The sequence below is a fragment of the Chitinophaga ginsengisegetis genome, assembly GCF_900168065.1.
GTDB lineage: Bacteria > Bacteroidota > Bacteroidia > Chitinophagales > Chitinophagaceae > Chitinophaga > Chitinophaga ginsengisegetis.
The window spans coordinates 401,605-416,726 of sequence record NZ_FUZZ01000005.1; the positions used below are offsets into that span (position 1 = coordinate 401,605).

Sequence of the window (15,122 nt, forward strand, 5' to 3'; positions counted from 1 at the left end):
CATCACAGTATGATCTCAAAAACATTTATAGAGCGCAAGAATACTACGATCGTAATTGCTATCATTATTGTGATTGTAGGGCTCATCTGTATGTTTAACCTCCCTATTGCACAGCTGCCGGATATTGCACCGCCGGTAACGGATGTAAGGGCCAACTACGTGGGAGCCAACTCCACAACGGTAGAGGAAACAGTGACCACCCCCATAGAAAACCAGGTGAATGGTACACCCGGTGCCATGTACATACAATCAGTAAGTGCAAACGATGGCTCCATGAGTATTACCGTGAGCTTTAAACTGGGTACCAACCCGGATATCGCTACCCTGGATGTACAAAACCGTGTGAGCCTGGCGCTGCCAAGTACGCCCGATGAAGTACGTCGTGTAGGGGTAACCGTTAAGAAACGTTCCAATGATATGTTGATGGTAATCGCGCTGAACTCTCCCAAAGGAAAACACTCGCGCGAATTCCTCGATAACTACATGAACATTTACCTGAAACCGGAGCTGGCCCGTGTGTCCGGCGTGGGCGACGTAAATGCGTTTTCACAGGATTATAGTATGCGTATCTGGCTGAACCCGGATAAAATGGCCGCCCTCGGATTAACCGCCGGCGACATTGCCCGGGCCATCACGGAACAGAACCAGCAGGTACCGGCCGGTAGTGTGGGCGCGGCGCCTATGCGCAGTACACAGGCTTTTGAATATACCGTAAGCGTAAAAGGCCGTTTGGCTACCACCGAAGAATTTGGTAACGTAGTAGTGGCCACCAGCCAGAATGGAAGCCTCGTTCGCCTCCGCGATGTGGCCCGGATAGACCTCGGCTCCTTTACCTACGCCATCGAAGCAAAAGCAGATGGTAAAACCGGTAGCGGTATGGCCATTTACCTGGCGCCCGGCGCCAACGCACTGGATGTAAACGACCTGGTAATAGCCAAACTGGAGGAGATGTCGAAACGCTTCCCGGAAGATGTGAAATGGCTGGTGCCGTTTGAATCTACCTCTTTCGTAAAAATATCTATCGAAGAAGTAATAGAAACCTTTGTGGAAGCCCTGATACTGGTGGTGATCGTGGTATTTGTATTCCTTCAGAACTGGCGGGCAACCATTATCCCCATCCTGGTAATCCCGATTTCACTGATAGGAACCTTTATATTTTTCCAGCTGCTGGGATTTTCCATCAATACCCTCACCCTGTTTGGCTTCGTACTGGCCATCGGTATTGTGGTGGATGATGCCATTGTGGTGGTGGAAGCCGTGCAGCATCACATTGATGCGAACCTGATGACGCCGCGGGAAGCCACTTTCAAAGCCATGTCGGAAGTACAGGGGCCGGTAATTGCCATCGCCCTCATCCTGGCAGCGGTGTTTGTACCAGTAGCCTTTATTCCCGGTGTAAGCGGACGGTTGTACCAGCAGTTTGCCTTAACCATTGCCTTTTCAGTATTGTTGTCGGCGTTCCTGGCACTAACGTTAACGCCTGCACTCACTGCGATCCTTTTAAGGCCCGCGCACCTTACCCAGAAATCAACAGGGCTGAATAAGATCTTCTTCAAATTCAATGAATGGTTTGCAAGAGTTACCAACCGCTATGGTAAAGGCGTGATGTTCAGTATCCGTAAAACGCCGGCAGTACTGGTGATTATGGCGGTACTGTTTGTGGCCGCATTCTATCTCTTTAAGAAAACACCCACCACCTTTGTCCCCCAGGAAGATATGGGCGCCATGTTCATAGCACTGGAACTACCGGAAGCATCTTCTTCCCAGCGGACAAAGGAAGTAGTGGCGCAGATCAGTGATATTCTGCTGAAAGACAGTGCAGTACTGCACTTCTTTGGTATAACAGGGATCAACTTCGTGGCAAATGCCACCAAGCCCAACTCCGGCACCTTTTTCGTGAGCCTCCGGCCCTGGGATGAGCGGTATAAACACGGAGATAATATGGGGACTGTTTTAGGAAGAATTCAAATGGCGACCAGTCGTATCGTTGGCGCCAATATCATCTGTATTCCTTCACCCACGCTCCGTGGATTAGGTAATACCGGTGGGTTCTCCTTTATGCTGGAGCAACGGAGTAATCCTGATATCAACCAGTTCCTCCAGGTAATGGGTCAGTTCCTGATGGCCGCCAACCAGCGGCCGGAAATAGCGCGGGCATACGCTTTCTTCAGCGCCAATACCCCGCAATTCAACGTGGAGGTAGACCGCGATAAATGTAAGCAACTCGGTGTAGCCGTCAGCGATGTATTCAACGCATTGCAAACTTTCCTCGGAGGGTTGTATGTAAACGATTTCACCAAATTCAGCCGGAGCTTCCGCGTGGTACTGCAGGCAGATTCTACTTACCGTACCAGCATCAATAATCTGAACACTTATTATGTCCGCAATGCTACCGGGCAGATGGTGCCGCTCAGCGCACTGATCACCACCAAAAAAGCCTCCGGCGCCCCGGTAATCAACCACTTTAACCTGTACCGCTCTGTTGAAATCAACGGCGACAGTAAACCCGGCTACAGTAGTGGAGACGCCATCAATGCACTGAAAGAAGTGGCCGCACAGGTGCTGCCGGAGAACTTCTCCTTCGAATGGGCCAACGTATCCCTGCAGGAAATTGAAGCCGGTAATAGTAGTACACTCATCTTTGGATTATCGATCCTGTTTGTATTCCTGCTGCTCACAGCCCTGTATGAGAGCTGGTCTGTTCCGTTCTCTGTATTGCTGGCCGTACCCATCGCATTGTTCGGGTCCATCCTGGCGCTGTCGTTAACGAAACAATCCAATAGCGTTTATTCCCAGATTGGTTTGATCACCCTGATCGGTTTGGCGGCGAAAAATGCCATCCTGATCGTGGAGTTCTGTAAAGAGCGTGTAGACAGGGGGATGCCGTTGCTGGATGCCACACTGGAGGCCGTAAAACTACGTTTGCGTCCTATCCTCATGACTTCCTTCGCCTTCATATTAGGGGTGATGCCATTGTGCCTGGCAAAGGGCGCCGGCGCCGCTTCCCGCGTTAATATAGGCTTTACCGTAGTGGGAGGGATGCTTGCCGCTACTTTATTGGGAATCTTTACCGTACCGGTTTTGTATGTACTCATCACTAAACTGTCTTACGGTAAAAAGAAACTGGCCGACCTCGAAGCACACGGTAATGAAGAGAAAAAGCCAAAAGGATTAGGAGAATAACCCTAACTTCATTACGATGAAAAATACAGAACGCTTCAGCACCCGCGTAGATAACTATATCAAGTACCGGCCACATTATCCTGTGGCCGTTATTCCTTATCTCGAAGCCGAAACCGGCCTGACACGCCACACCATTGTGGCAGATATAGGAGCAGGCACCGGTATTTCCGCCCAGCCATTCCTTGACAACGGCAACAAAGTATATGCAGTGGAACCCAATAAGGATATGAGAGAGGCCGCCGAAAAGCTGCTGAACCGGTATCCGAACTTCATTGCGGTTAACGGCAGCGCTGAACATACCACCCTCCCGGATGCCTCCGTGGACCTGATAGTGGCCGGCACCGCCTTTCACTGGTTTGATCAGCAGGCTACTGCCGCAGAGTTCCGCCGCATAGGCCGCGAAAACGCAAAAGTAGTGCTGATGTGGAATGTACGCCAGTCGGAACTGCCATTTGAAAAAGGCTACGAAAAACTTCTGCACCAATACGGCACGGATTATAAAGATATGCAGCACAGAAACGTTGGGGCGTCACAGTTAGCTGGCTTTTTCCAGCCCGGTACTATGCAGGAAAAGGTATTTCAGAATGCGCAGCTATTCGATTTTGCTGCGCTTAAAGGAAGATTGCTCTCCTCTTCCTATGTCCCCGAACAGGGCCACCCGTCGTATACACCCATGATGCGCGCGCTGGAAGACCTGTTCGGGAAATACAAGGAGCAGGGCATGGTGAAGTTTCATTATGAAACAAAGCTCTACCTGGGAACGGTATAGATTCCCTATGCTAAACTGTTATACAATATCTCCACCGGGTGCAACGCTTTCACGCCGGTACCATCCTTCACCTGGTGGCGGCAACTGGTGCCCGGCGCGGCTATAATTGTTCCCTGCGCCGCATTACGCACTGCGGGGAATAATACCATTTCACCAATTTGCATACTCAGGTCGTAGTGTTCTTTTTCGTAACCAAAGGAACCGGCCATACCGCAGCAACCGGAAGGAATTACTTCTACGGAATAATTCTGCGGCAGGGAAAGCATTTTTTTGCTGTGCAGGGCAGATGATAATGCCTTCTGCTGGCAATGTCCATGGAGTTTGATATGTTGTTTGTCGGCAGTAAACTGTTGAGCGGTGATATGTCCTTTGTCTGCTTCCGCGGCAATAAATTCATCTATCAGGAATACATTTTTTGCCAGCGCTTTTGCCTGTGTGCGAAGCCCTTCACTCACAAGGTCGGGGTATTCATCGCGAAAACTCAATATGGCAGAAGGTTCTACGCCGAGTAAAGGCACATTCTCGTTAATAACGTTGCTGAATATACGAACATTGCGGTCGGCATATTCGCGTGCTTTGCGCAATAATCCTTTCGACATATAGGCGCGGGCACTTTCCGGGTGTTCAATCATTTGTACGTCGTAACCCAGTCGGTGCAGGAGTTGTACTGCTTTGATACCGATAGTGGTGTCGTTATAGTTGGTGAACTCGTCACAGAAAAGATATACTTTTTTATTACCGGCAGCGCCCTGTTTTTCCTTCGGCCATTTTTCGTAGAACCATTTCCGTAAGGTAATGTTATGCAGGCCGGGTAGGGAGCGTTTGGCGGCAAAGCCGGCGAATTGACGGATGATCCCACCGGTGAAGGAGTTATTGATCATCGCATTATAAATGCCGGGCGCAATAGCTGCCAGTCTGGATAGTTTGGAGAAGTTGCCGATCATATTGGCACGCAGCGGCACGCCGTTGGCATCATGGTAATGCTGCAGGAACTCCATTTTCAGCTTGGCCATATCCACGTTGGAAGGGCATTCGGACTTGCAGCCTTTACAGGCCAGGCAAAGATCCAGCACGTCATAAATTTCTTTATGGTCGAAGCGGTTTTCTTTGGTGCTGTTGGTGAGGAACTCGCGGAGGATGTTGGCCCTGGCGCGGGTAGTATCCTTTTCATTGCGGGTAGCCATGTAGCTGGGGCACATGGTGCCGCCGCTGAGTTGCGTTTTGCGGCAGTCGCCGGAGCCATTGCATTGCTCTGCGTGTTGCAGCATGGTTTGATCCGGGAAATGAAAAATGGTTTTCAGTTCCGGTGCTTTTTGTCCGGGTTCGTAGCGCAGCATCGTGTTCATGGATGGTGTGTCTACGATCTTGTTGGGGTTGAAAATATTTTCAGGGTCCCAGGTATATTTGATCTGGCGGAGCAGTTCATAGTTTTTGTCGCCCACCATCTGTTTAATAAACTCGCCTCTGAGCCTGCCGTCGCCATGTTCCCCACTGAGGGAGCCGTGGTATTTTTTTACGAGGGTGGCAATTTCTTCTGCGATTTTACGGAACAGTAAATTTCCTTCTTCCGTTTTCAGGTTGATGATAGGACGGAGGTGGATTTCACCACTACCGGCATGTGCATAGTGCACGGCGTATAATTTGTATTTCGCCAGTATATCGTTGAAGTCCCGGATAAAGTCGGGGAGGTCTTCCACGGCAACAGCGGTATCTTCAATCACAGGTACAGCCTTTTCATCGCCGGGGAGGTTGCTGAGCAAACCCAGACCTGCTTTACGCAGCGCCCAGATCTTTTTACTGTCGTCGCCGAATAACAGGGGGAAATGGTATCCCAGTCCAGCCGCCCGCAGCGTGGCTTCCAGCCGCCCGGTAATTTCAATGATCTCTTCCCGTGTATTGCGGCAAAACTCCACCACCAGGATAGCGCCGGGATCGCCTTGCACAAAGAAGCGGTTCTTGCTTTGTTCGATGTTATCCTTTGTACATTCCAGGATGTAGTGGTCGATGAGTTCACTGGCGCTGGGTTTGTATTCCATCACGAGGATGTTGGCCCGCAGGGATTCATCTATATTATTAAAATGTATGCAGAGCAAACCTGTTTCCTTTGGAGGAAGCGGGTCTACATGCAGTTTTATTTCTGTGAGAAAAGCCAGGGTACCTTCAGAACCGGCAATGAGTTTACAGAAGTTAAAGTCTTCCGTACCGGCCGTGAAGGGATTTGTTTCCAGCAGCATATCTACCGCGTAGCCGGTATTGCGGCGGGGGATGCTTTTTTTGGGGAATTCCTTCCGGATTTCTTCCTGGTAGCTGTAGTTACTAAGGCTGGTACGGATTTGTTTATAGATCCGGGTTTCCAGTGTATCAGGGCCTTCGCATTTCTGGTGGAAGCTTTCTGCGTCCATGCTGCCAAAGGTTACTTCTTCTCCGTTGCTCAGGAGGGCTTTTACTTCCAGCAGGTGTTCGCGGGTGCTGCCGTATACTACGGAATTGGAGCCGCAGGAGTTATTGCCCACCATACCGCCTATCATGGCGCGGTTGGCGGTGGAGGTTTCCGGGCCAAAATAAAACCCATGCGGTTTGAGGAACATGTTCAGCTCATCGCGGATAACGCCCGGCTGTACGCGTACCCATCCTTCTTCTTTATTAAATTCCAGTATGTTGGTGAAAGTGCGGGAAACATCGGTAATGATCCCGTTGCCCACAACCTGGCCTGCCAGCGAAGTGCCGGCTGTACGTGGTATGAGGGATGTTTTATTTTCACGCGCAAAACTGATCAGTGTCTTAAGATCGTCGATATGCTGCGGAATAGCTACTGCCAGCGGCATTTCACGGTATGCCGACGCATCGGTGGCATAAAGTGTCCGCATGGTATCATCTGTATAAAGCGTGCCTTCCAGTTTCCCGGCTAATTGCTCTAGCTTGTCGCGCATCATGGTAAAAACCTGTTTTGAGAGGGCGAAATTAATATTTCAGTCCGTCTTTTTCATCCCTTGTAATGTATTCGTAAAAAAAACCGCTATTCTTTTACAAATTGGGGCTTTTTTACGTCTATCCCGCAAACGGCTTCCAGCTTGTCTACCAGGTATACGGCCAGCTCCGGGGAGGTGGCTTCATCGTGCATATGCATAAAAAAATAAACCTCTTTCAAACCGTTGTCCAGCCAGTATTTGATGCGGTTGGCCCAGTCGTCGATCCGGGTATAATCTGTTGGATGCAGGCTGTTGCCCACAAACCGGATAAACACTTTTGGGATGGTGAGGTGCATATGCGCTACATCCCTTCTGCCGGCAGTGTCGGTAATAATGAGGCCCACATTGAGTTTGTTGAGCTTTTCGTACAATTCCAGCCGCACGGCTTCATCTTCAAACCATTCTTTATGGCGTAGTTCCACAAAAAACTGCAGGTCGGTGGGCAGGGAGGCGAGGTATTCGTATAGGTATTCCCGTTTGGCGGGACCATATTTATCACTCAATTGTAAAAAGATGGGACCCAGGTGTTTGCCAAAGGCCAGCACTCCTTCCAGGAAGGCGGTGGTTTTAGGCCCGGAGCTTACCAGGTTGCTGAAATGACTGATCGCCTGTGGTACTTTGGGGCAGAACTTAAAGTCCATTCCCTGTGCGTTGGCGTCCCATTTGGAAATGGTTTCGGGGCCATAGATCTGGTAGTGGGTGGCATTCAGCTCAATGCTGTTGAAGTGTTTTACATATTCGCCGAGGAAATTGGCCTCTTTCGTGCCTTTGGGATATATTTTCCCGATCCATTCCTTTCGTCCCCATTTGGCGCATCCCAGCCAGGCCTGCGGCTTTTTCACGGGTTTGCCTTTCAATACCTTCTTATTAAAAACAGGTTCTGCGGGCAACTTAAAATCAATGTCCATCAGCATATCAGTAGGAACGCGACCAAAATCCATGAGCATTCAGCATTTAGAGGTGAGACACATAACAATTTGCTGTTACAAATATAAACTATCGTAACGGCTCCTATCCCCGCCGGCGGGGATATTCATAATAATCATAAAAAATCGTGGGGAAGTCTTTGTTTTCTTATTTTTCCAGTTTAACTTAATAAGGATTATCAACTAACCAGCATGGAGATTTTACACATCAGCGCGGAATGTTACCCGGTAGCCAAAGTAGGTGGACTAGGTGATGTGGTGGGGGCATTGCCCAAATACCAGCACCAGCTTGGCAACTTTGCCAAAGTAGTGATACCCGCCTACAGGAATAAATATTACCACACCCACGAATTCGACGTGGTACACCAGGCCGGCATGTGGCTGGGACACAACTGGTACCACTTTAACGTTATAAAGGAACGCAGCAATGAGCTGGGTTTCGACCTGTACCTGGTAGATATCCCCGGTTTGCTCGATACCCCCGGCGTTTATGGCTATCCTAACGATACAGAACGGTTCCTGGCCTTCCAGGTGGCCGTGCTGGACTGGATCAACGAATGGCAGCATCAGCCGGACGTGATTCATTGTCATGATCATCATACCGGGTTAATCCCTTTCCTGCTGAACTACGGGTATAAATATGAGCGGCTGAAAAGTATTCCCACAGCGCTCACCATTCATAATGCACAGTACCAGGGCCAGTTTGGCTGGGACAAACTATACCTCATCCCGTCTTTCGATTTGTGGAAGTCCGGTATGCTGGACTGGGGCGGGGCTATTAACCCACTGGCTTCTGCTATCAAGTGCGCCTGGCGGGTAACTACGGTTTCGCCGGGTTACCTGGAGGAGTTATATTATAATGCCAATGGCCTGGAAGCGCTCATCAACCAGGAGAGAGCGAAAATGGTGGGTATCCTGAATGGGATCGACAATGTAGTATGGGACCCGGCCACCGACCGGATGTTGCCGCTTAATTATGATGAGGATACCATCACAGCAGGCAAACAAACCAACAAGCAGCACCTGTGCGAACGCTTTGGACTGGATGCCTCCCTGCCGCTGATATCCTTCATTGGCCGCCTGGTGGGCGATAAAGGCGCCGACCTGCTGCCGGAAATAATAGGCAGATCCCTGCATGAATTAGCCGGAGAGGTGAATTTCCTCGTACTGGGGAGCGGCGACCCACATATTGAATGGTCATTGCAGCAAACCCGTGCAGTAGTGAGTTACGGCTTCAATGTACACATTGGCTACGACGAATCATTATCACATCAGATATATGCCGGCAGCGATTTTCTGCTGATGCCGTCCCGGGTGGAACCCTGCGGCCTCAACCAGATGTACGCATTACGTTATGGAACAGTTCCCGTGGTACGCAGTACCGGCGGACTGAAAGACACGGTCATTGACTTCGGAGACAAGGATGGCGTAGGCATCCGCTTTAACCAGGCCAGCGTTTGGGATGTTTGTTACTCCGTAAAACGGGCCATCGAATTGTACCGCGATTCCAAACACCTGGACGAAGTACGATTAAGAGGCATGAACATTGATAATTCCTGGGACAGTTCGGCGCAACGGTACCTGGAAATGTACAAGAGTATGAAATAGTAAAGAATAATTGAGTGATGACCTTCTAAAACCAATTCCCATTATGACTAACGATGTAATATCCATTATTCTCGGAGGAGGGGCCGGCACCCGCCTGTATCCGCTTACCCGTCGCCGCTCAAAACCAGCGGTGCCCCTGGCAGGTAAATACAGACTGGTGGATATTCCTATCTCCAATTGTTTGAATGCAGAACTGAACCGCATCTTTGTATTAACGCAGTTCAATTCCGCCTCCCTGAACAAGCATATTAAAAACACTTATCACTTCAGCAATTTTGATAAGGGTTTCGTAGATATCCTGGCAGCGGAGCAAACCCCCGATAATCCCACCTGGTACCAGGGAACGGCCGATGCCGTGAGGCAATGCCTTCATCACATGGAGAATTTTGAGTTTGAGTATATTCTCATCTTATCCGGTGACCAGTTGTACCAGATGGATTTTAAAAAGATGATCAAACATCATATCGACACGGGTGCGGAAATATCTATTGCAACTATTCCCGTAAGCGCCAGGGATGCTTCTGATTTTGGTATTTTAAAGGAAGATGAAAACGGCGCTATTGTGTCTTTTACAGAAAAGCCATCCCAGGCCGTTCTTCCACCATGGGCGTCGGAAGTAAGCGAGGAAATGCAGCGGGAAGGCCGCATATACCTCGCCAGCATGGGCATTTATATTTTCAGCCGTCAGGTACTGTTCGATATGCTCAATGCACAACCGGAAGCCGCTGATTTTGGTAAGCAGCTCATCCCGCAGGCCATCGAAAACAAACGCAGGATCTTCAGTTATCAATATGAAGGCTACTGGACTGATATCGGAAATATCCAGTCTTTCTTTGAAGCCAATATCGGTCTCACCGATGAAATCCCATTATTTAATCTCTTTGATGAATCCCAAACCATCTTCTCCCGCGCCCGCATGTTGCCGCCTACAAAAATTTCCGGCCACATGGAGAAAACAATGATAGCCGACGGTTGTATTATTATGGCAGACAAGCTGGAAAGGGTAGTGGTAGGCATCCGTACCCGCATCGGTAAAGGCAGCGAAATCAGCAATGCCTATATCATGGGGAGCGACTACTACCAGACGCTGGATGAAATAGAAAAATCACGCGCAGAAGGACGGCCGTTAATGGGAATCGGGGAGAACTGTGTGATCAGTAATGCTATCATCGATAAGAACTGCCGCATCGGAAACGGCGTACATATAAATGGCGGAAAACACTTAGCTGATGGGGACTTTGAGAAATATACGGTAAAAGACGGCATTGTTGTTGTTAAAAAGGGAGTGGTCCTGGAAGACGGATTCAGTATTTAACAAACAAGATAACCATGCGATTGTCCATAGAGCGGAAGAGTACAAAAATTTATCCTGACCTGAAGAGGGTAGTAGCCAGGTTTTTTTTCAACGGAGAGGCCCGGGCCAAGTCTATCATTCAACTGGTAGCAGCAATGAACGACGCTGAGGTGGAACTAACGGTCATGCCTATACTAAGAGAGTTTTCCCGGCGTCACCGGAACATCACAAGGATATTTGAACGACATGCAGACCGGCTGAGACATTTGTTTCCCGGTTTGCAGATCGACTACGAAGGACTCTCGCTCAAACGTAAATTGCTCACCGGTTCTTATTTCACCAACGAATACTCCATCGAATCAGCCGCGTTCTTCAATCCTTCCCTCGTGGAAGATGTGGACCAGAGCGGGCTGGAAGAAGGACAAAAGCGCGTGATCATGAGCTTCCGCGCAGTAGGGGAGGGACACGTATCTTCTATTGCCTTCAGATCCGGTATCATTGATAAGAACAATGAAATTTCCCTGATAGCACCCGGTAATTATGTAGATGAAGCGGAGATTATCCGCAATTCTATGTACCATAAACAAACGTTTTTTCAGAATGCGGCATCCATCCGGCTGCCGGATTCTGTAATGCGCGAAATACAAAACTCCCTGCCGGACCAGTTTGAATACCTCGTGCTTAAAAAGGTGATCCGGGAAATGCAACAACGGTTCCAGGTGGATCATCTCCTTAAAAAAGGATTGGAAAGGGTACTATGGCTGGCAGACTCGTACTATGAGCTGAACTTCTCACTGGATACCGACCTGTCCGACCGGGTAGTTTTTCCTTATTCAGATGCAGAAAGCAGGGGCATTGAAGATGCCCGTTTTGTAAAATATACCAGCGAAAACGGGAATGTTACCTATTATGCCACTTACACGGCCTATGATGGGATTACGATCCAGCCCAAGCTGCTGCAAACAAAAGACTTCTATAATTTCAAGATCATGCCGCTCTACGGAGAAGGCGCACAGAATAAAAACCTGGCGCTTTTCCCCCGTAAGATCAACGGCAAATATGCGATGATCTCCCGCATTGATGGCATCAACGGGTATATTATGTACTCCGATAAAATCAATATATGGGAAAACCCGCAGATCCTTCATGTGCCCAAGTATGCCTGGGAATTTGTACAGGTGGGCAACTGCGGCTCGCCCATTGAAACGCCGGACGGTTGGCTGGTGATCACCCATGGCGTAGGTCCTATGCGTACCTATTGCATCGGCGCCAGCCTGCTGGACCTGGAAAATCCTGAAAAGGAAATAGGCCGCTTACGCGAGCCCCTGCTCATGCCCAACAAGGACGAAAGGGAAGGATATGTGCCTAATGTATTGTACTCCTGCGGATCTATTATCCATAACGATGAACTGATTATTCCTTATGGCCTGTCGGATTATGCCTCCGGCTTCGCCACCGTCAACCTGGAAAAACTGCTGACGCAGATCAAGGAAGACGGCGTATAGCCCGGCCTATTACAATTGGTTATATACTGCGATATACTTCTCCGTCATTGTTTCCGCGCTGAAATTATTTTTTGCGTGCAGGTGGCAATCCTGCCGGTTAATCAGCGAAAGATCTTCCACACAGGCTGCGGCTTCGTGTAAATTATTTACAAGGAAACCCGTTTTACGGTCATTGATCAGCTCCGGCATGGAGCCGCGGTTGTAAGCGATAACGGGCGTGCCGCAAAGCATGGCCTCCGCCACACTCAGGCCAAAAGGTTCTTCAAAATAGATAGGATGCAGCAGTGCGCTGGCTTCGCCCAGCAGCATGCTACGTTCCTCTCCGCCTACCGCGCCAATGTAAATGATTTGTTCATCATCTATATAAGGCTTTACTTTCTCATTAAAATAGGCTTCATCCTGTATGATCCCGGCTATAATCAGCTTGCGGCGGGAGTGCAGGGCTATCTGCACCGCATCATGGGTACCTTTGTCAGGATGGATCCGGCCATAATATAAGAGGTAGTTTTCAGGCGTGGGCTCAAAGGCAAAATCTTCCGTGCGGATACCATTATACACAGTAGCCGCGTAATTCAGCGACGCATGGCGGTCGGAATTACTGATAGACACATATCTCCCTATATCATTATACCGCTGGTACACCGGTATTATTTTGTGAGAAGAAAACCCGTGAATAGTTGTTACCACAGGCGTTTTGATCAGCCGGGAGTAGGTGAGGGGAAGGAAATCGAAGTGGTTATGGATGATATCAAAATCCCTGGCCTGCTCCATCAGGTAACTAATATGCATACACTCGTTTACTTTGGCGTCTGCCTCCCGGTCTTCTTCATACCCTTTGGCGCAAATGGCCGCCAGGATACCTGAAGTGAGCGAATCGGCCGTAGCAAAAAGGGTTACGTCCATTCCTTTGGCTACCAGTCCTTCTGCCAGATTGGAAGCCATCTGTTCCCAGGGGCCATAGTGCCTTGGAGGTGTACGCCAGGCTATTGGTGCCAGTATTGCAATCTTCATAATGGTATATTTTTCCAACAGCACCGCTGTAAGGCGTCTGTTGTTTGCAACATAGCTGTCAAAACAAGCGCCAAAGAAACCGGTGTACCGGAATGATTGCCGGTCAACCAATAATCTGATCAACCAATTGACTAATTACCTAACTTCGTACATTCAAAAATTTCGATGTGTTGGCACTGCATCGTTTTGTAATTGGTAATTTGTAATTCGAAACTCAATATGCCCGAATATATTCCTTATGGGAAAACTGGTTATTTTAACCAGCTGGTAACAGATTTTTTAGCAGAACGTCCGCAGATCAGACCATTTTACACCTATTCTCCTGTACATCCGGATTTTGCCGCCGCGATAGCCGCCCGTCAACATTTTGATACACCAAGAACCGCACTGGTAGCCGCACTGGAACAGCAATACACTACCCTGGAACCCGTAAAGGCAGTACAGGACAATATTACGGCCCTGTTGCAGCCCAATACCTTTACGGTGTGCACCGCGCATCAGCCGAACATTTTCACCGGCTACCTCTACTTCGCTTATAAGATCCTGCAAACCATTAAGCTTTGTCATGAACTGAAACAGCAATACCCGCAACATAATTTTGTACCGGTTTATTATATGGGCAGTGAAGATGCCGACCTCGAAGAACTGGGCAGCATCTACCTGGAAGGGAAAACCCTCACCTGGAACACGGATCAGCAGGGCGCTGTAGGACGTATGAAGCCGGAAGGACTGGAAGCGCTGATCGGTGAAGTGAAGAAAGGACTGGGTTATGCGCCTCACAGCGACGAACTGATAGATCTACTGCAAAAGGCTTACCTGGAACACGCGAATATCCAGGAAGCCACGCTGTACCTGGTACATGCGTTATTCGGCCGTTTCGGACTGGTAGTACTGGTACCGGACAACGCCGCATTAAAACGTTTATACCTTCCCGTTATAAAGGATGAATTGTTTAACCAGGCGTCGCATACTATTGTAAGTGATACATTGGAGCAGCTGGGCGAACATTATAAAGTACAGGCCAATCCACGGGAAATAAATCTTTTTTATTTACAGGATGGCTCGCGCGAGCGTATTGTTCAGGACGGCGATCAGTGGAAAGTATTACACACGTCGTTGACTTTCAACGCCGCTTCCCTGGAAGCAGCATTGGAAGCACATCCTGAAAATTTCAGTCCCAATGTTATTTTACGGGGAATGTTCCAGGAAACCATCCTGCCGAATATCGCATTTATTGGCGGTGGCGGTGAAATTGCCTACTGGCTGGAATTGAAAGGACTTTTCGCACATTACAAAGTGCCTTTCCCTGTTTTGCTGCTGCGTAATTCCCTGTTGCTGACTGATGAACTTTCGCAACAGCGGATCCATAAGCTGGGACTCACTACCACTGATCTTTTCAAAGGAACAGAAGATATTGTAAACGATTATGTGAAGCGGCATACCAATGCGTCACTGGTATTGAAAGATGAATATGCTGCCATTGAGCAGTTGTTTGATGCGCTGGAAGAAAAAGCCCGCAGCATTGATGTAACATTGATTGCTACCACAGCCTCTGAAAGAAAGAAAGCGCTGAAGTCGATTGGTAAGCTGGAACATAAGTTCCTGCGTGCCGAGAAGAAAAAATTCGCGTGGCAAACAGATCAGATCCGTCAGATTAAAAATAAATTATTCCCTGCGGGTTCTTTACAGGAACGTAAGGAGAACTTCATGCCCTGGTATGCCCAGGAAGGTCCTGCCTTCTTTGACAGGGTGCTGGCTGCGCTCACGCCGGTTACCGACCAGTTTACCATTTTAGGGGAGTGATCACCTTCGGCGATGGGGAAATTGTCTTGGAGCAGGATTACGCTGATTATACTG

The 15,122-nt window shown here is 48.9% G+C and carries 9 protein-coding genes; 6 read left to right on the forward strand and 3 right to left on the reverse strand.

Translation table 11 applies throughout. From position 1 onward, the window contains the following. Positions 1-9 precede the first annotated feature (9 nt). Together B5Z18_RS27805 and B5Z18_RS27810 are read left to right on the forward strand one after the other, a co-directional pair. The gene (locus B5Z18_RS27805) at positions 10-3,183 is read left to right on the forward strand and encodes an efflux RND transporter permease subunit (RefSeq protein WP_079472823.1); all 3,174 of its coding nucleotides are present in this window, start codon (positions 10-12) and stop codon (positions 3,181-3,183) included. 16 nt (positions 3,184-3,199) lie between these two features. Continuing rightward, positions 3,200-3,952 (forward strand): class I SAM-dependent methyltransferase, encoded by a 753-nt coding sequence (locus B5Z18_RS27810; RefSeq protein WP_079472824.1) that lies wholly within the window; start codon positions 3,200-3,202, stop codon positions 3,950-3,952. A 5-nt stretch (positions 3,953-3,957) separates the two neighbouring features. Here the strand turns inward: B5Z18_RS27810 and B5Z18_RS27815 are convergent, their stop codons facing one another. After that, positions 3,958-6,882 (reverse strand): FAD-binding and (Fe-S)-binding domain-containing protein, encoded by a 2,925-nt coding sequence (locus B5Z18_RS27815; protein ID WP_079473117.1) that lies wholly within the window; start codon positions 6,880-6,882, stop codon positions 3,958-3,960. Between the two features lie 86 nt (positions 6,883-6,968). Beyond that, positions 6,969-7,862, reverse strand: coding sequence for a DUF72 domain-containing protein (locus B5Z18_RS27820; protein ID WP_079472825.1), 894 nt, complete (start codon positions 7,860-7,862; stop codon positions 6,969-6,971). Positions 7,863-8,039: 177 nt separating this feature from the next. On the opposite strand from B5Z18_RS27820, the gene B5Z18_RS27825 reads away from it, so the two are divergent. The 3 genes from B5Z18_RS27825 to B5Z18_RS27835 are packed head-to-tail and all read left to right on the forward strand — an operon-like array spanning position 8,040 to position 12,254. Then, positions 8,040-9,455: a glycogen synthase gene (locus B5Z18_RS27825; RefSeq protein WP_079472826.1), complete on the forward strand. Its 1,416-nt coding sequence runs from the start codon at positions 8,040-8,042 to the stop codon at positions 9,453-9,455. A 43-nt stretch (positions 9,456-9,498) separates the two neighbouring features. Next, entirely contained in the window at positions 9,499-10,770 is a 1,272-nt protein-coding gene (locus B5Z18_RS27830) for a glucose-1-phosphate adenylyltransferase (RefSeq protein WP_079472827.1), read from the forward strand. Between the two features lie 14 nt (positions 10,771-10,784). Then, the gene (locus tag B5Z18_RS27835; protein ID WP_079472828.1) at positions 10,785-12,254 is read left to right on the forward strand and encodes a glycoside hydrolase family 130 protein; all 1,470 of its coding nucleotides are present in this window, start codon (positions 10,785-10,787) and stop codon (positions 12,252-12,254) included. Positions 12,255-12,263: 9 nt separating this feature from the next. On the opposite strand, the gene B5Z18_RS27840 is transcribed toward B5Z18_RS27835, so the two are convergent. Then, complete coding sequence (locus tag B5Z18_RS27840) at positions 12,264-13,265, reverse strand: glycosyltransferase family 4 protein (protein WP_079473118.1); 1,002 nt, start codon at positions 13,263-13,265, stop codon at positions 12,264-12,266. A gap of 219 nt (positions 13,266-13,484) precedes the next feature. Between B5Z18_RS27840 and bshC the strand changes: the two genes are divergently transcribed. Further along, the gene (gene bshC, locus B5Z18_RS27845) at positions 13,485-15,068 is read left to right on the forward strand and encodes a bacillithiol biosynthesis cysteine-adding enzyme BshC (protein WP_079472829.1); all 1,584 of its coding nucleotides are present in this window, start codon (positions 13,485-13,487) and stop codon (positions 15,066-15,068) included. Positions 15,069-15,122: the final 54 nt, after the last annotated feature.